Origin of the sequence: Brevibacillus brevis (assembly GCF_022026395.1) — a bacterium.
GTDB lineage: Bacteria > Bacillota > Bacilli > Brevibacillales > Brevibacillaceae > Brevibacillus.
In genome coordinates, this window is the sequence record NZ_CP041767.1 from 1356746 (window position 1) to 1376639 (window position 19894).

At 48.3% G+C, this 19894-nt stretch carries 17 protein-coding genes and 1 other annotated feature; of the genes, 15 read left to right on the forward strand and 2 right to left on the reverse strand.

The window, feature by feature from the left end; genetic code table 11:
- Positions 1-212 precede the first annotated feature (212 nt).
- Positions 213-490: a binding site (T-box leader), on the reverse strand.
- Positions 491-623: 133 nt separating this feature from the next.
- From FO446_RS06955 to FO446_RS06995, 9 genes are all read left to right on the forward strand, one after another.
- Positions 624-1214, forward strand: a complete 591-nt coding sequence (locus FO446_RS06955; RefSeq protein WP_237900194.1) for a TetR/AcrR family transcriptional regulator — start codon at positions 624-626, stop codon at positions 1212-1214.
- A 15-nt stretch (positions 1215-1229) separates the two neighbouring features.
- Positions 1230-1766, forward strand: a complete 537-nt coding sequence (locus FO446_RS06960) for an HXXEE domain-containing protein (protein WP_237900196.1) — start codon at positions 1230-1232, stop codon at positions 1764-1766.
- 43 nt (positions 1767-1809) lie between these two features.
- Entirely contained in the window at positions 1810-3138 is a 1329-nt protein-coding gene (locus FO446_RS06965; RefSeq protein ID WP_229087974.1) for a helix-turn-helix domain-containing protein, read from the forward strand.
- Positions 3139-3289: 151 nt separating this feature from the next.
- A complete protein-coding gene (locus FO446_RS06970) occupies positions 3290-4876 on the forward strand; it encodes a M4 family metallopeptidase (protein ID WP_173608920.1) in 1587 nt (528 codons plus the stop codon).
- Positions 4877-5012: 136 nt separating this feature from the next.
- Positions 5013-5966 (forward strand): aminoglycoside phosphotransferase family protein, encoded by a 954-nt coding sequence (locus tag FO446_RS06975; protein ID WP_221867534.1) that lies wholly within the window; start codon positions 5013-5015, stop codon positions 5964-5966.
- Position 5967: 1 nt separating this feature from the next.
- Positions 5968-6405: a hypothetical protein gene (locus FO446_RS06980; protein ID WP_237900198.1), complete on the forward strand. Its 438-nt coding sequence runs from the start codon at positions 5968-5970 to the stop codon at positions 6403-6405.
- A 150-nt stretch (positions 6406-6555) separates the two neighbouring features.
- Positions 6556-7779, forward strand: a complete 1224-nt coding sequence (locus FO446_RS06985; RefSeq protein WP_237900200.1) for a Zn-dependent hydrolase — start codon at positions 6556-6558, stop codon at positions 7777-7779.
- A gap of 50 nt (positions 7780-7829) precedes the next feature.
- Positions 7830-9017, forward strand: a complete 1188-nt coding sequence (locus FO446_RS06990) for a M20 family metallopeptidase (RefSeq protein ID WP_237900202.1) — start codon at positions 7830-7832, stop codon at positions 9015-9017.
- Between the two features lie 375 nt (positions 9018-9392).
- The gene (locus tag FO446_RS06995; protein ID WP_173608915.1) at positions 9393-11459 is read left to right on the forward strand and encodes an alkaline phosphatase family protein; all 2067 of its coding nucleotides are present in this window, start codon (positions 9393-9395) and stop codon (positions 11457-11459) included.
- A 116-nt stretch (positions 11460-11575) separates the two neighbouring features.
- Here FO446_RS06995 and FO446_RS07000 read toward each other — a convergent pair whose 3' ends face one another.
- The gene (locus FO446_RS07000) at positions 11576-12172 is read right to left on the reverse strand and encodes a MerR family transcriptional regulator (RefSeq protein WP_173608914.1); all 597 of its coding nucleotides are present in this window, start codon (positions 12170-12172) and stop codon (positions 11576-11578) included.
- Positions 12173-12456: 284 nt separating this feature from the next.
- Here FO446_RS07000 and FO446_RS07005 point away from each other — a divergent pair, with 284 nt between their 5' ends.
- The 3 genes from FO446_RS07005 (at position 12457) to FO446_RS07015 (ending at position 15129) form a co-directional block, all read left to right on the forward strand.
- Positions 12457-12654, forward strand: a complete 198-nt coding sequence (locus FO446_RS07005; protein ID WP_173608913.1) for a hypothetical protein — start codon at positions 12457-12459, stop codon at positions 12652-12654.
- A gap of 133 nt (positions 12655-12787) precedes the next feature.
- The gene (locus tag FO446_RS07010) at positions 12788-13483 is read left to right on the forward strand and encodes a metal-dependent hydrolase (protein ID WP_237900204.1); all 696 of its coding nucleotides are present in this window, start codon (positions 12788-12790) and stop codon (positions 13481-13483) included.
- A 1187-nt stretch (positions 13484-14670) separates the two neighbouring features.
- Complete coding sequence (locus FO446_RS07015; protein WP_173608911.1) at positions 14671-15129, forward strand: TspO/MBR family protein; 459 nt, start codon at positions 14671-14673, stop codon at positions 15127-15129.
- Between the two features lie 12 nt (positions 15130-15141).
- On the opposite strand, the gene FO446_RS07020 is transcribed toward FO446_RS07015, so the two are convergent.
- Positions 15142-16434 (reverse strand): amidohydrolase, encoded by a 1293-nt coding sequence (locus FO446_RS07020; RefSeq protein ID WP_173608910.1) that lies wholly within the window; start codon positions 16432-16434, stop codon positions 15142-15144.
- Positions 16435-16644: 210 nt separating this feature from the next.
- Between FO446_RS07020 and FO446_RS07025 the strand changes: the two genes are divergently transcribed.
- Genes FO446_RS07025 through FO446_RS07035 form a run of 3 tightly spaced genes read left to right on the forward strand, consistent with a single transcriptional unit; the run spans position 16645 to position 19875 of the window.
- Entirely contained in the window at positions 16645-17511 is an 867-nt protein-coding gene (locus tag FO446_RS07025) for a MurR/RpiR family transcriptional regulator (protein WP_237900206.1), read from the forward strand.
- 17 nt (positions 17512-17528) lie between these two features.
- Positions 17529-18566 carry a serine hydrolase domain-containing protein gene (locus tag FO446_RS07030; RefSeq protein ID WP_237900208.1) on the forward strand — a complete coding sequence of 346 codons (1038 nt, stop codon included), beginning with the start codon at positions 17529-17531 and terminating at the stop codon, positions 18564-18566.
- 25 nt (positions 18567-18591) lie between these two features.
- Positions 18592-19875: an ABC transporter substrate-binding protein gene (locus FO446_RS07035; RefSeq protein ID WP_237900210.1), complete on the forward strand. Its 1284-nt coding sequence runs from the start codon at positions 18592-18594 to the stop codon at positions 19873-19875.
- Positions 19876-19894 lie beyond the last annotated feature (19 nt).

Consider the following 19894-nt stretch of genomic DNA (forward strand, 5'->3'; position numbering starts at 1 on the left):
CGTGAAATATGAATTCAAAAAGTCGACTTTTCAGCACCGAGAAAATGGCGAGAAGCTGAAGAAGGAGGAGCGGAATGTAGGGGACCTACATGAGCACCGGACTTCGAAGGTGAACGCCATTTTCGATGCCGCATAAGCTTTCAGAACTACTTCGTGATCAAAAGTCGATTTTTTGAATGTCCGCTTAAATACAAAAAGGTTCATCCGCCCTGGACAGGGACGAATGAACCGTGGTGCCACCCTTGTTATTTCGCGCAAGGAATCATCCATACGCAAAATCTCTTTAATCCGTACCGTTTCTGTGTAAGACAGCTTGATACGGTGTCCATTGTAACGTACGGACGTAACGCCAAGGCCTACTGCCGCCATAAGGGCGGGTTCGGTTTGGAGCTCGGAAGCCCATTCATCATTTCCTTAACACTGATTCGCACCAACCATCAGCTCTCTGAAGTCTCGCAAAATGACTACTCTTCTTCCTCATTGCCATCAAATGATACCCTTTGAGCAAACATTTTACATAGAGCGGAAGGAAAAAGCAAGTGGGTCTTGACAAGAAAATCCAAAAGTTGTAAAAATAACTCAAGAGTTATATAACTGACGAGTTACTTTTGGTGGGTGAGAAAATGACCAATGACAAATTGTCAAAAGGAGAGCTGAGTCGCAGTCGGTTGCTTGCGGCCGCAGCTTCTGAGTTCGCGGCAAAAGGCTTTCATCGTACACGAGTGAGCGACATTGTGAAAGCAGCAGGTCTGACTCAGGCGTCTTTTTACCAGTATTTCGACAGCAAGGAAGGCTTGTATCAGCAGTTGACGGACACATTCGTCACCAAGCTGTGGGAATTGGCGAACAGCGGTCAAAAGGTAACGGCTTTGACGAAGGCAGATGTCTTCCATCAGGTACGGGAAAACTTGCTCGCCTTGTTCCGATTTTTTCAGGATCAGCCCGACTTGACCCGGATTGTGCTGTATCAGGCAGAAGAGGGCGAAGAGCTGCAGCGTAAGCTGGCTTCGATTGTTGCTGTCAACTTGCGACAAAATCAGACTGCTGGGCATGTTCGTGTCGAGTTGTCTGTGGAGGTAGCGGCTGAGGCAATGATCGCAGTTATAGACCGGATGACGGCGCGGTATTTGCTGACAGGAGAGAAAACAGCGGAGCAGCTTGCAGATGACGCGGTATCTTTTTTGGCATATGGAATTTTGCAGGCAAACGAATAGGGAGTGGGTGCTTGTATGCTGGAGCTGTCCCATCTGATTTGGCTATTTTTAGTTGTTTTCATGTTTCATGATTTCGAGGAGATCGTGATGGTAGAAGGTTGGGTGCGAGCCAAGAAAGACATGATTAGACGGACTGTGCCAGAACGGCTTATGAAGATGCTGGAGCCGTCTCTTTCAATGAATACGGCGCAATTTGCTGTCGCAGTCTCCTGTATTTTCGCGGTTTTATCGGCAGCGGTCATCCTGACTGTCACGACGCTTTCGGCTGGAACGTACCTTCCGTTTTTCCTTGTTTGTCTGCACGTGATGTTTCTCCATGTGTTCATGCATGTTGGTCATACCGTTGTCCTTCGCACGTACACACCTGGTGTGGTGACGGCTGTGGCATTCGTTTTGCCGTATAGTTTATATACGTATGATCGATTGCTTGAGGCGGGGCTTGTGACGTGGCCGTTGCTATGGAGCACATTGCCGTTCAGCTTGCTGATCATACCTGTTTTGTACGTGGCACACCGGCTTGGGGAGGCAGCAGGTAAAATGATCCCCCGATGAGAAAAAGAAAGGGAGTATGTTATCCTAGTAGGAGAAGATTGGTGTGAAAGAGGGAATTTTGTTGAAGCTGCGACTAGGCGTAATAGGCGCGGATGATTCACTTGCCATCATCGAATCAGTCATGCGAGAGTTTCCCGAAATTGAATACTTGCCGATTGTCTATTGGAAAGAAGAAGAAATCCTCGATCTGATCATGCCGCATGTGGATGAGGTGGATATGTGGCTTTTCTCCGGACAAGTCCCTTATGCCATGGTGAGCGAGTCAGGCAAGGTTCAAGTCCCGATGGCGTATGTGCCTCATCTCGGTGCGAGCTTGTACAGAACCTTGCTTCATCTGTCCCATCAATTGGGAATCCGGGTGGAGGAAGTGAGCTTTGATACATTTTCACCAGAAGAACTGGAGCATTTTATGGATGAAGCGGGCATCGCTGGCGGCTACAAATGGCTCAAGCATTACGAGGGAGCGATCTCAGCCGATGAACTGGCGGATTACCACGAACAGCTTTGGAGGGCAGGCAAGACAAAGGTGGCTGTCACCTGCTTGCGGACAGCAGATGTAGAGCTGGCACGCAGAGGTGTCCCAGTACATCGGGTCGTGCCGACACGTGCAGGCGTGATTTCGGTCATTCACATGCTTTTGCGGACACACGAAATGCTTCACTTCAAAGATACCCAAATCGCTGTGCAGATGATGGAGATCGATCCATTTCGCGAGCTTGCCGGTGGCAACTTTTCCACAGATGAATGGCAAAATGCCGAGATCAAGACGATGGAAAAGCTGTTGCGCTACGCAAAGCATTTGCAAGGCTCACTAAAGACAGCAGGTCCCGGACGCTACGTCATTTTTACAACGCGGGGCAACCTGCAAGAAGTGACCCGTGACTATGCGACCATGCCGGATTTGGAAGAGCTGTTTGGCATTCGCGCTGATCTGGTGACGTGCGGAATCGGGATCGGCAAGACCGCTTATGAAGCAGAGATCCACGGTGGCGCGGCTTTGCTGCACGCCAAAGAGCGCGGGGCAGGCAACTGGATGGTCTTCTTTGATGACAAAAGCATCGCAGGGCCGCTTGGTCGTGATGAACAGATCACCTATCGGTACGACTCAGAAAAGCTGCAAGAGCTCAGTCAGCTTACCTCCCTAAGTGTCATGACGCTCGCCAAGCTGTACTCCATACTCAAAAAGCGAGGCTCTCAGGAAATTCATGCGACAGAATTAGCCTCATATCTGCAAATTCTGCCACGAAGCGCCAGACGAATCCTGATTGAACTGGAGTCAAAGGGACTAGCGCAGGTAATCAGAGAAGAAAACCCGCACCCGCGGGGCAGACCGCGAAAGGTGTATCGAATCGTATGGCAATCGCAATTGTAATAAATTTACCAATTAATCATTTCTTTCGGGAAATGATTTTTTTGTCGTTAAAAAATTGTTCTCAAATTCACATTTATGACAAATAATAAGAGATGTAAACAACTATGAAATTACATAAAAAACAATAATTACCAAGGAGGAGTTAACAAGTATGAAGAAATCGGTTTTTGCAGTAACACTCAGCTTCGCATTAGGTACCACTACATTCCTGCCGTTGGCTACGCAGGCCGCATCCGAAAGCATCGTCTATAGCGCTGAGTGGGATACCCCCGAATTTATCGGAGAAGAGTTCGAAGCAGAAGAGCTGGATGGCGAAGAAAAAGTTTGGGGATTCCTGGAACAGTACCAAGATTCCTTCCGCATTGATGGAGATGTGAAAGATCACTTTAAAGTGCTAGATGAAGTGACAGACAAAGAGACAGACATGACTCACTATCGCGTACAAGAAATGTACGAGGGCATCCCGGTCTATGGTTATCAGCAGACGATTCACGTAAACGAGGATGGGAATGTAACGGCATTCCTCGGGAACTACGCGCCTGACTTGTCAGACAATGATAAGCTGACGAAAAAACCAAAACTCAAGGCAGATAAAGCGGTTAAAGAGGCTATCAAGGATTTGGAGGATGAGATTGACAAAGAAGTGAAGAAGTTCGAAGTGAAGCCAGAAGGGAACCTCTACATCTACATCCACGAAGATGAATCGTATTTGGCTTACGAAGTGGAGCTGAATTTCCTCGATCCACAGCCAGGCCGTTGGAAGTATTTCATCGATGCAAACACTGGTGACGTGATTAACAAATACAATATGCTCCATGAGATTACAGGGACGGGTACAGGGGTACTAGGTGATTCCAAATCGTTCGAAGTAACGAAAGTAAGCAATACCAACTATACAACGAAAGATACGACTCGCGGCAAGGGAATTGAGACGTACACTGCACGGAACAGATACACTCTCCCAGGCACTCTTGGCTCTGATACCGATAACAAGTGGACAGATGGAGCACTTGTTGACGCGCATGCCTATGCACAGGCAACCTACGATTACTATAAAAACGCACATAACCGCAACAGCTATGACAACAACGGTGCGAAATTGATCTCCACTGTCCATTACGGTAGCAACTATAACAACGCATTCTGGAACGGCGTACAAATGGTATACGGTGATGGAGATGGAAGCGTATTCCGTCCACTGTCTGCTGGCTTGGATGTCGTCGCACATGAATTAACACATGCTGTTACAGAAAAAACAGCCGATCTGATCTATCAAAATGAGTCCGGTGCGTTAAATGAATCCATCTCTGATATCTTCGGGGCAATGATTGACAACGACGATTGGCTCATGGGTGAAGATGTATACACGCCAGGAACTCCAGGAGATGCTCTGCGCTCTCTCGAAGATCCAACCATTGCTGGTGATCCTGACCACTACAGCGATCGATATACAGGTCCAAATGACAACGGAGGCGTACACACGAACAGCGGTATCAACAACAAAGCGGCATACCTCCTCGCAGAGGGTGGCTCACACCACGGTGTAACGGTTACAGGCATTGGTCGCAATGACACAGCAAAAATCTACTACTACGCTCTAACAAACTACCTCAATCCAAACTCTAATTTCTCCGCTATGCGACAAGCAGCTATTCAATCGGCAACAGTTCTTTTCGGTGCTAATTCCCAACAAGTAGAATCTGTAAGAGATGCGTATGATGCAGTTGGCGTGCAATAATCACTAAAGTATTTTGCGACACGAAATATTTGTCATACTATTAAAAATTGTCTTGCTCCTATTGTGGGGCAAGACAATTTTTTGTATGTTGATGGTAATTTACCTTGTGTGTATATGGAGTAGAAAGGAGTATCTCATGGATCATCTAAAAAACATAGTGAGACACCATTATGATATAGACGTTGTTGATGTGACCCCTCAACAAGGTGGATGGTCGGCGCTTGCTTATAAAGTCATTAGCCACCAGCACTCCTATTTCTTGAAGGTCTATGAAAAAAGCAGAGCATCTACGCCCAAGTGGACAGCGCTGATCGATAAGTATGTTCCCATCATCCAATGGCTGTCAGGTCAGACCAGACTGCAAGGCAAAATTCCAGTTCCGCTGCTGACTAGAAACGCAGCATTTAAACATGAAGACGACATGGGGATTTATCAACTGTTTTTATATATTGAGGGGAAAACCATTGGGAGCCAAGTGTTAAACTCGATGCAAGTTCGCCAGTTGGCAGAAATCATAGCAGAGTTGCATTTGTACACAGAAGAAATCCCGGTCAGTACGGCTGCCATCAAGGAAGACTTCCGCATCCCATTTGCCGAGCAGTTTAGAGAAATGCTGAATGAAGATATCCATCGTCTGCCTGATGATGTGGATGAAATCGTCAGACCTTTTGTAAACGTACTGGCTGACCGCATGAATAAGTTGGAGATGATTGCAGAGGAATTGCGAGGCAGTGAGGTGAAAATGAAGCTTTGCCATACGGATATTCACAACTGGAACCTGATGCAATCTGATCACCAGCTCATTCTCATAGACTGGGAAGGATTGAAGCTGGCTCCAGTAGAAGCCGATCTGATGTTTTTGGTAGATGAGCCTTTTTTTGAGGAGTTTATGACTACCTATCGGAAGACACATCCAAATTATGTGATCAATCGACAAGCGCTGGAATTCTATCAAATCCGGCGTAGGCTGGAAGATATAGGTGAACTGCTAGAGCAGCTTCTGTTTGATGAGCAGGAAGAACAAGATCGAGTGGAGACGATCGGACATTTGAAAGGGGAATTGAGGAAGATTGATAGCAGGGAGGCTTAACATGATAGACGTTACTTACTTGGAAAGGTTATTCCTAAATAGAAGGGAAGATCTACATCTCAGATTGGGTGATATTGGTGATTTGCTCGAGTATGGAAACCCTAATCGAAATGACGTTATCACATTTACAAAGTATGTCCTGGAACTTGCGATTGCAGAGGAAAACTTTGAAGTAAAGGAAAGTTTGTTTTATCTACTCATGAATGCAGTAACCTTTCAAGGAGTCGCAAGAAATGTAGAATGGGAGCCATTAGCAGATGTTCTGCCAACACTGGAAGACGCTATCCTTATTTATGCATTAACCATCCTTGGTTTTTCAAAAAACCGAAAATTTATAAAAGTAATTGAGCCGTACTTACATTCTCCGAACGATTCTATTAGGGAAACTGCGGCGGAAGCATTGGAGGAAATCAATTATTACGTAGAAGGATCTCCGTAAGGAAATCGAACAGCTATTGAGACAGTCTAGGACTTTATTTCAGGGGGCCATGGCTGCCTCCTTTTCAAAATAGACAGACTATTATACAATTAAGGACATAACCGTTAATCAACCGTTATTGGCTTTACATAGAAGGGGGAGTGGCGCGTCATGATCAATTCGGATCGATTGTGGGATCGATTGGGACAGCTTGGCAACGTCGGGAAGCAAGAGGCGGGCGGCATCACGCGGTTGTCTTTTACGCCTGAGGAAAGGGCGGCAAAAGATCTCGTCACAGGCTTTATGAAAGAAGCAGGTCTCACCGTTCGCGAAGATGAGGTTGGGAACTTGATTGGGCGAAAAGAAGGGAAAAATCCGGCAGCTCCTGTCGTTTTGGTTGGCTCGCATATCGACTCCGTACCAAATGGCGGCGATTATGACGGCCCACTTGGCGTGCTGGCTGGCGTAGAAGTTTTACAGACGATGCAAGAACAGGGAATCGAAACAGAGCATCCGATCGAAGTCATCGCGTTCACAGATGAAGAAGGAACCCGTTTTGGTTACGGGATGATCGGCAGTCGCGGTATCGCGGGTCTGATCAAGCGTGACGAGCTGGAACAAGCAGACAAGAATGGGGTCACGATTGCCGAAGCAATGCGACAAACAGGGCTTGATCCAGACCGCACCAGTCTCGCCGCGAGAACGCCTGGAAGTGTAAAAGCTTATGTGGAACTACATATCGAGCAAGGTAAAGTACTGGAAAGCCGCGACCTATCTGTCGGGATCGTGACAGGAGTGGCGGGCCCGCTCTGGTTGAATTTCGTGCTGGAGGGAGAAGCCGGTCATGCCGGGGCAACGCCGATGAATTTGCGCCGTGATCCGATGGCAGCAGCCGCTCAAGTGATGCTGGTCATCGAGGAAGAAGCCGGACGGACAGGAACCAGTGTAGGAACGGTTGGACGCCTGCAAGCATTCCCAGGCGGGGTGAATGTCATTCCTGGACGAGTCGAGTTTTCGCTTGATTTGCGCGACGTGGACGAAGCGATCCGCGATGAAGTGGAACAGCGCATTTACGAACGGGCCAAAGCGATTTGTGCTGAGCGCAATGTGACGTTGAAAGTAGAGCTGCTGCAACGTATAGCTCCTGCTGTATGCTCGGACGATATCCAGCATGCTGTAGCCGAAGCATGTGAAGCAGAAGGCTTGGAAGCATTTAGACTGCCGAGTGGCGCAGGGCATGATTGCATGCAGCTGGTTGAACTGTGCCCGGTTGGCATGATTTTCGTCAGGTCCAAGGATGGCATTAGCCACAACCCGGCAGAGTTTACGACAAAAGAGGATTGTGCGAACGGAGCACAAGTACTGTACCGCACCGTTTTATCCTTAGCAAAATAGGCATATGAGATAGTAAGTGGGGGAGCCACGAAAATCAGGAGGAGAGCGGCATGACAGCAATAGCAGTGGTAACACTTAATAAGGCGGTCGAAGAAATCATGGATCAGGTAATTGCGTGGAGACGCTATTTGCACGAGAACCCTGAATTATCCTTCCATGAAGAAAAAACAGCACAGTTTGTATACGAGACATTGCTTTCTTTTGGCAATCTGGAAGTGTCCAGACCGACGAAAAACAGTGTGATGGCCAGATTGATCGGTTCCCAGCCTGGAAAAGTGCTTGCCATGCGCGCTGACATGGATGCATTGCCGATTACGGAAGAGAATACGTTTGAATTCGTCTCGAAAAATCCTGGCGTTATGCATGCGTGCGGACATGATGGACATACTTCCATGCTGCTCGGAACAGCAAAGCTGCTGTCCGGGATGAAGGATCAGATCAAGGGAGAGGTTCGTTTCTTCTTTCAGCACGCGGAGGAAGTATATCCGGGCGGAGCGGAGGAAATGGTACAGGCAGGCGTCATGGACGGCGTAGACATGGTGATTGGTACGCATCTGTGGTCGACGATGGAGTTTGGGACAGTGGGTATCTGCCCAGGTCCAATGATGGCAGCTCCCGATACGTTCTGGATCACGGTACTTGGAAAAGGCGGACATGCGGCGCTCCCGCATGAAACGATCGACAGCATCGCGATTGCGGCACAAGTGGTGACCAACCTCCAACACATCGTATCCCGCAATGCCGATCCCCTCGATAATCTGGTTCTCTCTGTCACACAATTTGTGGGGGGAACGACACACAACGTCATTCCGGGTGCGGTAGAGATTTGCGGGACAGTCCGCAGCTTTGACAAAAATCTGCGCGAGTCTGTTCCGGGACTCATGGAACGCGTGATCAAAGGCATTACAGAAGCACATGGAGCAGGGTATAAATTCAAGTATGAATTTGGCTATCGCCCGGTTATCAACGATGCCGAAGTGACGAAATTGATGGAAGAGGTCGTGGAAGAATCACTGGGAGCAGAATGGGTAGAGCATATGCGCCCAACCATGGGGGGCGAGGATTTCTCGGCCTTCCAGCAAAAAGCGCCAGGCTGCTTCTTCTACGTCGCCGCCGGAAACAAAGAAAAAGGCATCACATATCCGCACCACCATCCACGTTTTACAATCGACGAGGATGCGCTCGAAGTCGGCGTAAAAATGTTCGTCAACGCGGCCAGAAAAATCGTGATGGAATAGAAACAGGGTAGCGATCATTCTCCAGTCATAATCCAAAAGTAAGGCAGCTTGTCAATGTGGCAAGCTGCTTTTTTACGTTTACCTCCCAAAAGAGCCCGCAAATCCGGGACTCAGGTAGTGGTACGTAATGCGTGTGTTTTGTTGTGTTTGTGGTTGATGTGTTGTGTATTTAATTTGTAATTTATTGTTTTTTCTTTTGATTTTAATAAACCCTCAACACTGCAGCTATAAAATGAATGCAAACAGACCTGGATTCTTTCTAAGTGATAGGGATCGGGGCAGAAAAAGGGAGGCTTGATAATTACGTAAGCAAGTGATGAAGCAAATCAAGCCGATGAAAAGAAAATGAATTGAGATCAGAGGAGGAGAGGTATCATGAAAAAAATCCTGAACCAAAAAGGACTTGCTGCCCTTTTAACAGTTACAACTCTCGTTACCGGTGGAGTCATCGCACCAGCTCCATTTCTGAATTCGTCTGTTTATGCGACGGCAGAGGCGGCGAAAGAACTCCCATCTGAAAAGCAACTCTATCGTTTCCTGTTTGAGAATAGCATAGAGGATAGCTCAGAATCTCACTATCCAGTGCAAGTGTTCGGAACACCAACGTTCGTGGAAGGACGTGTAGGATTGGGGAAATCCATTCACTTCCAGTCAACCTCAAAAGACAATGCAACCTGGATAGATCTGGGTGAAAATGACGAAATGAAGTTTGGGGAAACACAAGATTTCACCATTGCCTTCTGGGTAAAATCTCCTGGCGTTGACGCTGATCCTGGCATTATCTCCAATAAAAACTGGTCAAGCGGTGGTAACGTGGGGTGGTTCATCGGACTGCAAGGTTCTACGTTAAAGTGGAATTGGCGCACATCCGACAGCTCCCGTCTCGATGCAACGATTCCAAACATTGCGGATAATGCATGGCACTATGTCGTCGTTTCTCATGATCGGGGTGAACTGGCAACGATCTACGTCGACGGTAAAGTAGCAAAAACAATCGACATCAGCCAATCCAAGGGAACAATCGACACTAGCTTCACTACCAAGATTGGAGTAGATGGCGCTGGAAACCATTTTGGAAACCGCTATGACGTACAGTTGGACCAATTGCAGATTCTGAGTCGTACCGTTACAGATGAAGAAGTAGCTGATAGTTACGCAAGTGCTCCGAAAATTCCAGTGAAGAGCATTTCATTGGATCAGAAGGAGCTCGAATTGAAAGCTGGAGCAACGATGCCTGTTACAGTTGTAATTTCCCCGAAAGAAGCATCCGTTCAGGATGTCAGATGGAGTTCCAACAACAAAGAAGTCGCGAAGGTCGAAATGGTCAATGGACGCCCAACTGTTGTAGCAGGTAAACCGGGCAAAGCAAAACTCACAGTGAAAACTGTCGATGGAGGCAAAACGGCGAAAGCGGAAGTAATCGTTACGAATTCGATTGACGTATCGGGAGACGGCCTCCTAACCGAGGAAGATTTGAACGTCATTATGAACAACCAAAAGAGCCGCTTCGGTGACCGGCGCTGGGAAAAAGCGCAACACGCGGATATTAACAATGACAAGAAAGTGGACAAAGCCGATGTGGAGATGATGAAAGAAAAGCTGGCTCCATATGAGAACGAGTTCCTTTACAGACGTGTCGTGGTAATCGGCATCGATGGTGCAGGGAATGCAGTCAAAGATCCGGAAGCAAAAGCGACGAATATCTTGAAACTGATCGAAGAAGGTGCTGGAACATTTGAAGCCAAAGCAGAGCTGCCCACGATCAGTGCGCAAAACTGGGGATCTATCCTGCATGGCGTCACTCCTGACAAGCATCAATTGACAAACGATAGCGTAGCGGCTACTCCTTATCCGGAGAAAAACGAGTATCCTTCCTATATGAAGCTGTTGAAACAAGAGCGTCCTAAGCTCCAGCAAGCTTCCTTCGCTACATGGAGCCCGATCAATATCGGTATCATTGAAGATTCAGCAGGTTCTTACAAGCAAAACAGCGGGTCGGATGAAGCGACTGCGAAAAAAGTAGTCGATTATATCAAAAAAGAGGGTGAAAATACTCGTAACATTTTCGTTCATCTGGATGAAGTCGACGGGGCTGGTCACAATCAAGGCTATTTCACACCGGCATTTTATAAAAAGCTCCAAAAAGCAGATGAGTATGTAGGTAATATCCTCGAGGCACTGGAAGAGGAAGGACTGATGGAGGATAGCCTGATTATCATTACGACTGACCACGGTGGGAAAGGGACAGGGCATGGGGGTTCTTCACCGGGAGAACAGACGATTTTCTGGGCGGCAAAAGGTGGCTCCATCACGCCTGGTACAGAGCTCTCAGAGGTAGTAAACACAGACACTGCCGCCGTAGTAGCCCATGCGCTTCGGTTGGAATTGCCTGAAAATTGGGATGCTAAAATTCCAGAAGGGTTGTTTCAAGACAACAAGTAAAAAGACCCTGGCTGTTTTTAACCGACTCGAAAATTTTAAAAACTAAAAAGTTATTCCTTATTCCACCATGGTGTAATAGGGGATAACTTTTTTCTTTCCAGCTAGTGACAACGAAACTAGTACAGACGAATCAGCTTTTGCCAAAAGGAAGTTTTTCTACTTGCGTCCTTGATCTTTGCCAACTCGATTTTGGCATCCATAATGTCATTCATTGCCTTGGTCAAGCGGCGATCTCGTTCCTTCAGGTTGTTGGTAATATAGGTTTCCTGCTTTTCGACACGGGCTAACAGCGCCAAGTAGGCAGCGTCTTGTTGCTGGACATGGGAAGCCAAGGCATGCAGCTTTTCATCCAGTTCTTCAATAACGGCAGTATGGTTCAAAGCTGGATGTGAGGAAACAGGGGCAGCGAATGCAACCGCAACGGCTGTTTCCTTTCGGGCAGGTTCAGGTGAGCTTTGCGTAGCAACCATTCGGGCAGCTTCATCTTGCGGAATGAGTTGATCCTTTGTTAAGGTATAAAACCGCTGAAGACACGTAATATCAACCTGCCTGTACTCCCGACGATTCTGACTATCTCGCAAAAACCAGTAGCCGTGCTGTTCCAAGAGCACGCTCCACTTGCGCAGGGTGCTGGCCCCAATACCTAACAGTCCCGCAACTTCTCTGCCACTGTATGTTCTCTCCCGTGCCAATAACTCGATAACCTCTCCCATAGAAATCCCTCCTCTGACGTAAGTCCGCTCATCTCTTGCTATACCGTTTCTGTACGTGAAAATGGTTTTCCTTTTGGAATCGTGCGACAAAATCTCACAGTGTTCGTGAACGGAGGACGGTTTTGGCGTCACTATGCCACCAGACGACAAAGTTGGTAAGAGAGTGTAGGGCAAAATAAGGACAAATGACGGACGGGTACAAGTACATTTTCTCTTTCACTCCGCATTTGCTCAATAGGGCTATGCCAAATGTACATAGGATGCATGAGAAGGAGGGATTGACCATGTCATTTAAAGACCAAGTAAAAAAATTCGAAGGCAGAAATGTTAAGGTTGCTACTGTAGACGGTACTTTTTTCGGCCGTCTGGTACAAGTAAAATCGACCACTATTATTTTGGAAGAACGCAATGGTAATCGCCGCACCATTATTCGTGATTCAAAAATTGTTGCTGTTACAGAGCATGACGGCGACGATTGCTAAGTTCTGATTGTAGAAAATTAGAGTTTGTTTCTCAGGCTGTCGAGTGATCGACGGCCTTTCCTATTCTTTACACCCTGCAGCATGGTAACATAAAAGGGACTGAAAAAACGTTGCGAATAGAGGGGGTACCACTATGTTGGATATTCGGTTTCACGGACATTCTTCCGTGCAAGTAACAAGTGAAGGGCATTCGATTATGATTGATCCATTTATTTCAGGAAGCCCAGTGGCAGCAACCAAGCTGGAAGACATCTCGGTTCAGTACATCCTTCTGACACATGGACACCAAGATCATATTCTGGATGCGGTAGAGTTGGCCAAGAAAAACGATGCGACAATCGTTGCAACCCATGAGCTTGCTACCTATTTGAGCTGGCAGGGAGTCAAGACCATCTCGATGAATCTGGGAGGCTCTGTCAAACTGCCATTTGGAAAAGTGAAAATGACACAGGCGTTCCACAGCTCCGGTGTTGTGTTGGATGATGAAAAACAAATCGTGTACACGGGAATGCCAGGGGGCTTTGTGATCGAGCTGGGTGGAAAAACGATCTATCACGCAGGGGATACAGGGCTGTTCGGTGACATGAAGCTGATCGGAGAGCGTCATAACATCGATTTGGCGTTCCTGCCGATTGGAGATGTGTTCACAATGGGACCTGAGGATGCACTCGTGGCTGCCGAGTGGGTACAAGCAGATTTTGTTGTGCCGATTCATTATGATACATTCCCGCCGATCAAACAGGATGGGGAAGCATTCGTGGCTGAGCTGGCCGAGAAAGACATCAGAGGCAAGGCATTGAAGCCAGGAGAGACGTTGCGTCTGCCATAACACGATCTCGATACATATTACCGCTAATCTACGGAGGATGGATTAGCGGTTTTTTTCTATGTATGTGGCTGCGGTGGGGAGAAGAATATTTCCAGACTAGGCTCCAGGCTCCGTCCCGCTGGGGGTAAGGCTGTCCGCTCCGAAGGGATTCGCGGGGAAACGCAAAAGTGGTAGCCGCTACGTAGCCCGGGCACGTTGCGTTTCTTTTGCCCGCGAATCCCTTCTCCGCTAGGAAGGACTCCACAAGTCGCTACGTCTGGAAATATTCTTCTCTGTCGTGAACTGATTACGTTCTTCCATCTTTTGAAAAATCGGATCAAACGGAAAGCACGTAGAGGAAACAGGAGAAATAAGCGAAGATCTTAGGGACACCGACCGAGGCGCAATGAAAAAAAGAGAAACAAGCTTTTAGCGTCCACCTCTGAGACGCCACCTGAATGGACGACTTTGGACGCGGGTTTCGCTTTTTTTCATGGAGCCGGGCAGTCAATCCCCCAGCGGGTGGCCCTAGAAGCTGGAGCGTTTTCTCCTGTTTCCTCCCAGCACTACAGCAACAACATAAGGTCTCTAGTTATGTAGCTGGCGGTGGGGAGAAGAATATTTCCAGACTAGGCTCCAGGCTCCGTCCTACTGAGGGCTGAGACTGTCCGCTCCGAAGGGATTCGCGGGGAAACGCAAAAGTGGTAGCCGCTTCGTAGCCCGGGCACGTTGCGCTTCTTTTGCCCGCGAATCCCTTCTCCGCTCGGTAGGACTCCACAAGTCGCTACGTCTGGAAATATTCTTCTCTGTCGTAACTTGCTACATTCTTCAATCTTTTAATGCTTTTAAAACCCGTTTAACACGGAAAACACGTAGAGGAAACAGGAGAAATAAGCGAAGATCTTAGGGACACCGACCGAGGCGCAATGAAAAAAAGAGAAACAAGCTTTTAGCGTCCACCTCTGAGACGCCACCTGAATGGACGACTTTGGACGCGGGTTTCGCTTTTTTTCATGGAGCCGGGCAGTCAATCCCCCAGCGGGTGGCCCTAGAAGCTGGAGCGTTTTCTCCTGTTTCCTCCCCACCACTACAGCACGAGCCAAGATTTTTTACCCAAAAAGAAATCTCTGAAACTAGCATGAAAAGAGAAGGACCACTCATAGATATAGAAGAGGAAAGAAGAAAGAGAAGAAAGGGTGACTTCCTGGATGAGATTGGTGCACAATAGTCTTCTATTTCTTGCGGGAGTGGTCCTCTATTCACTGGGTGGTCTTGCTTTTCCAGACGGTGGGGCCTGGCATGATTCTCTGGCCAAGCCCGATGGAACACCGCCAATCTACTTGTTTCGCATCATCTGGCTCATTTTATATGCACTCATAGCATGGTCCTTACTCATCTTGATTCGAACGAAGCAGATAGACCGTGAGCTTTTGCTCCTCTATGGAATCAATTGGTTTTTTCATCAACTTTTTTTCGTGTTGTTTATCGGTTATCAACTGCTCGTGTTGGCTGCGCTGGATACCATTCTGGTGATGTATTCCACATGGGTACTCATTCGCGCCATTCGTCCCCACCACAAAATCGCATCCTCGCTGCTCATTCCCTATTTCATGTGGAGCGTGTTTGCGATGTGTCTCACGATTGGCTTCTGCCTACGCAACCTGTGAGTACAATAGCAATTACAGGCCCTCGACGAGTCGGCTGGCTCGTGCTGTCGCTTCTCTTTTTATTTCCTCCCAATGGAGGGTTTGGAATTGGCGCTGATGCATTAAAATTTTTCCGTTCACAATGGTCGTATCCACATCGGCTCCCGTTGCGCTGTAGGCAAGCAGGGCAGGGATGTCATGGACAGGCTGGAGGTGCGGTTTATCCAGATCGATCAGGATGAGATCGGCTCGCTTTCCGGCTTCCAGTGTTCCGACCTCGTGATCGATTGCAAGCAGCTTTGCACTTTCGATGGTAGCCATGCGCAAGGCCGTTTCAGCAGGCAGTACCGTTGGATCACCGTGCTTGAGCTTTTGCATCCAAGTCGCGGCTTTGATCTCGGAAAACATATCGAGAGTCGTAGCGCTGCCGGCACCGTCTGTTCCCATCCCGACAGTGACCCCAGCCTCGATTAGCTCCCTGACAGGGGCGATGCCGCAGCCGAGCTTCAAATTGCTGACAGGATTGTGTGCGACACCGCCTCTCATCCCGCGAAGAAGCGCGACATCGGATTCATTCAGATGAACAGCATGCGCGAGCAAGACGTGCGTATCGGCGAACATGCCCAGTTCGTGCAAGTACTCCGTGGGAGTCTGATTGTACTTGGCCCGGATTTTCTCTCCTTCCTCAATTGTTTCGGCCAGATGGATGTGGAGTGGGATTTGGCGCTTGCGGGCAAGCTCGATGACTCCTTGCAAGGGCTTTGGCGGGCACGTATAAGGAGCGTGCGGACCGAGCATCGTCGTGATTCTGCCATCGCCAGTTCCCGTCCAGTTGTCGATGAGGTCCAAGGCTTCGGCCATTCGTCGTCCTCCGTCATCCTCGAGAAAGACCATGCCGCGAGTCAGGGAAGCACGTATCCCGGAATCAAGTACCGCTTGGGCAACAGCATCCATATGCACGTACATATCGGCAAAGGCGGTCGTGCCAGAAGCGATCATTTCCGCGATTCCCAGTGTTGTTCCCCAGTAGACATCTTCTCTTGTCATCCGGGCTTCAGCCGGGAGCATCTTTTTGTCCAACCAATCCATCAGCTTGAGATCATCGGAAAAAGCACGCAGCAAGGACATGCTGGCATGGTTGTGAGCATTGATGAGACCGGGCATCGCTAGCCTATTTTTAGCCAGTATGACATGGTCTGCTTCCTCTTCAAGGGATGGTCCGATTTTGGCGATTCTACCATCCACGATCCAAATATCCCCGAGAAATGGCTTCTCTCCTTCAACCATCGTCCATATCATGCAGTCTTTAATCAGTAACGTTTCCATGGGAAAATCCTCCTTTTTATTCCTAGTTGCGATGCAAGCGTAAAGCTTGACGCCGCGAGAAAGTCAAGGAGGGAATTTTTTGAAAAAGGGAGAACAAATTCAGACGAGTTGTGCTGAGCTTTGCAAATTTGAAATATTGTTTATTAGATAACAATTGACGAGAGAAATAACGCTACATAAAATGTAGATAAGATTTGGGGGAAGAAAGAGATGTCACATATGTTAAATGGAGGGCTTGTCAGCCTGCAAGCAATCTTGGATCAATTGAAGCCTTCGGAGCGAAAAGTCGCTGATTATATCCTGGCTCACCCGGAAGATGTCGTGAAGCTATCTGTCCAAAAATTGGCGGAATATAGTGGGGTATCCGAGGCGACGATTATCCGTTTGGCTCGCTCTCTTAATATGAAGGGATATCAGGAGCTAAAGCTGCGCGTCGCAGGAGATTTGACGAAACAGACGGCGATGGGCAGTTATCAGGAGATCATGATGGAGGGTTCAGTTGAATCGATTATGCAAGCGGTTAGCTGGAACAATATTCAATCCATTCAGGATACGCTCTCTGTCTTGTCCAACGAAGAAGTAAAGAAAGCAGTCGACGTGCTGTCGGTTGCCAGGAAGATCGATGTTTACGGCGTCGGTGCATCGGCGGTCATTGCTGACGATATCCGGCAAAAATTTTCGCGGATTAACTTGTGGTGTGAGGCTTATTCGGATTTTCACGCACAATTGACGTCGGCAGTCACTTTAACGGAAAAAGACGTAGTCATCGGCATATCTTATTCAGGACAGACCGAAGACATTATTCAATCGTTGACGGAGGCCAAGCAGCAGGGAGCGACCATCATTACCCTGACCAAATTCGGTCCCTCGCCAGTAGCCGAACTAGCCAACATTCGGTTGTTCACCAGCTCGGTAGAAAAAAGCATTCGCAGCGGAGCAATGGCTTCACGCATTGCTCAATTGAACGTCATCGATATTTTGTTTATTACCATGATCAGCAGGATGCAAGAGCGAGTCATTCCCCTGTTGGAAAAATCAAGGCTTGCTGTTAGTCGAACGAAACGCTCATCGACGTAGGAGAAGGGAGGGTAGACATGGACGATCTGGAGCTGCTTTTGCAAGGATGGGTGGATAGCGGTTTGCTCCCGGGAGCTGCCTTGCGAATCGTGCGTGATCGTCGTATCTGGTATGCGTGTGATGTCGGAACGACGAGTATTGCCAAAGACCAGCCAGTGACGCCGAATACCATGTTTGACCTGGCGTCGCTCACCAAAGTGACGGCGACGCTGCCTGCTATCCTCTTGCTCGTGCAGGAGGGAGTGGTAGCGCTGGATGATCAGATTGGTCAATTTTTTCCCGATTGTCCCGCTGACAAAAAGCGGATCACACTCGAACAGCTGCTTGCGCATACCTCAGGAATGCCGGCAGATTTGGCAGAGAGAAGGCGCGATAGCGAGATCGATTTGCCAGAGCTGTTGTATGCGCAAGAATTGATTCACGAGCCTGGGGCCCAGGTAGTTTACAGTGATTTGGGCATGATCTGGTTGGGCCTCGTTATCGAGCAAGTAACAGGAGAGCGCTTAGACCAGTTTGTTACCCGGCGCATCTTCACCCCATTGGGTATGACACATACGGTTTTCTGTCCGAACCGACATATTTATCGGAATATTGCGTCTACTGAGTATTGTAGCCTGACCAACGACTACATGACAGGAGAGGTTCATGATGAGAAAGCATTTGCGATGGGAGGGGTTGCGGGACATGCTGGACTTTTCTCAACAGCGGACGATCTTTGCCGATACGCGATGAGCTGGTTGTACCAAGAGCCTCGAATACTTGCGAGCGAATGGTACGAACTGGCGATTCGCAATCATACAGAGCAAGCAGGAGGGAGTAGAGGGTATGGCTGGGAGCTCAATCAAGCGTCCACGACCTTGAGCTGTGGAAGCGGCTTGCATCGTAGGAGCTTTGGGCATACAGGCTTTACTGGAACCAGTATGTGGATCGACCCAGAGCAACAGTTTGCTGTCATCTTTCTGACTAACGCCGTTCATCTAGGCCGCAATCATCAGCTTCGGCAATTACGACCGATATTGCACGATGCTGTTACGGCCCAGCTTTTGCAGACCTAAGGGAAGAAAAAGGGGAGGGTTTCGCATGAAGCAATTTCGTTTTCGCTATGTAGCTGCTATCGTGTTGGCTGCGGTTATGGTGATGACAGGATGTAGCAGTGGAGGAACCGAAGCAGAGTCAGTCGGCGGACAGGGTGGAGGACAGCAGGTAACACTCTCGATGCATAGCTGGCGCGTAGAAGACACGGAGGGCTACAAAGCCATCATCAAAGCTTTTGAGGCAGACCATCCGAATATCAAAATTGACTTCAAACCATTCAAAGCAACGGAGTACAATACCATCCTCAACACGGCGCTCCAAAGCGACAGTGGCCCAGATATTTTGCAGCTACGTCCCTATGCTCCGGGGATTGCCTTGGCTGAAGCTGGACACTTGGAGCCGCTCGACAATGTGCCAGGCATATCTACCATCCCAAAAGACGTCCTCGCAGCGGCCACAGGTAAAGATGGTAAAGTCTACGGTGTCCCACTATCCCTGAACTCCACGCAATTTTACTACAACAAGAAAATCTTCGAGCAAAATGGCCTCCAGGCACCGAAAAGCTGGGATGAGCTGATTGCGACAGCCAAAACATTAAAAGAGAAAGGAATCGTCCCGATCTCTTTCGGAGCAAAGGAAGGCTGGCTCCTCTCTCTCAGTCATGGTGTAATTGCTCCAGCTAGCTATAGCGGTACGAACTATCTCGACAAGCTGCTAAAAGGAGAAAGTGACTTAAAAAGCGCTGAGTTCCTCCAATCTGTGCAGCGTATGCAAGAACTTATCCCTTATTTCCCGGAAAATTATGTGGGTCTCGAATTGAATGATATGCGGACGTTGTTCGCCACGGAAAAAGCAGCGATGTTCATCAATGGCAGCTTTGAACTGGAAGGCATCAAAAAGCTCAACCCTGATTTGCCGCTTGATTTCTTCCCGATGCCAACCGATGACGGAAAACAAGTCCTAACAACCTGGGTCGACGGCTCCTATGCTGTAAACGCCAAGTCCAAACACAAAGCAGAGGCATTGAAGTTCATGGAATTCATGGCGACGAAAAAGTTTGGGGAGCTATTCGCCAATCAGTTCAAACGAATCAGCGCGGTGCCAGGTGTATCGACTGACGATCCGTTGGTAAACAAGATGGCAGAGCTGTCCCAATCAAGCGCCACACCCTATTTGATGGTCGTCAGCTTCGCGGAAGGAAAACCGACCACGAAGCAAACATTGGAAAACGCCCTCCAAGGCATGTATTTAGGCAAGCTCACCCCTGAGCAGGTCGTAGAAGAAGTGCAAAAGTCGGCGGCTACCTGGTTCCCTCCCTTTAAAAAGTAGAAAATAGCAGACAAAAAGG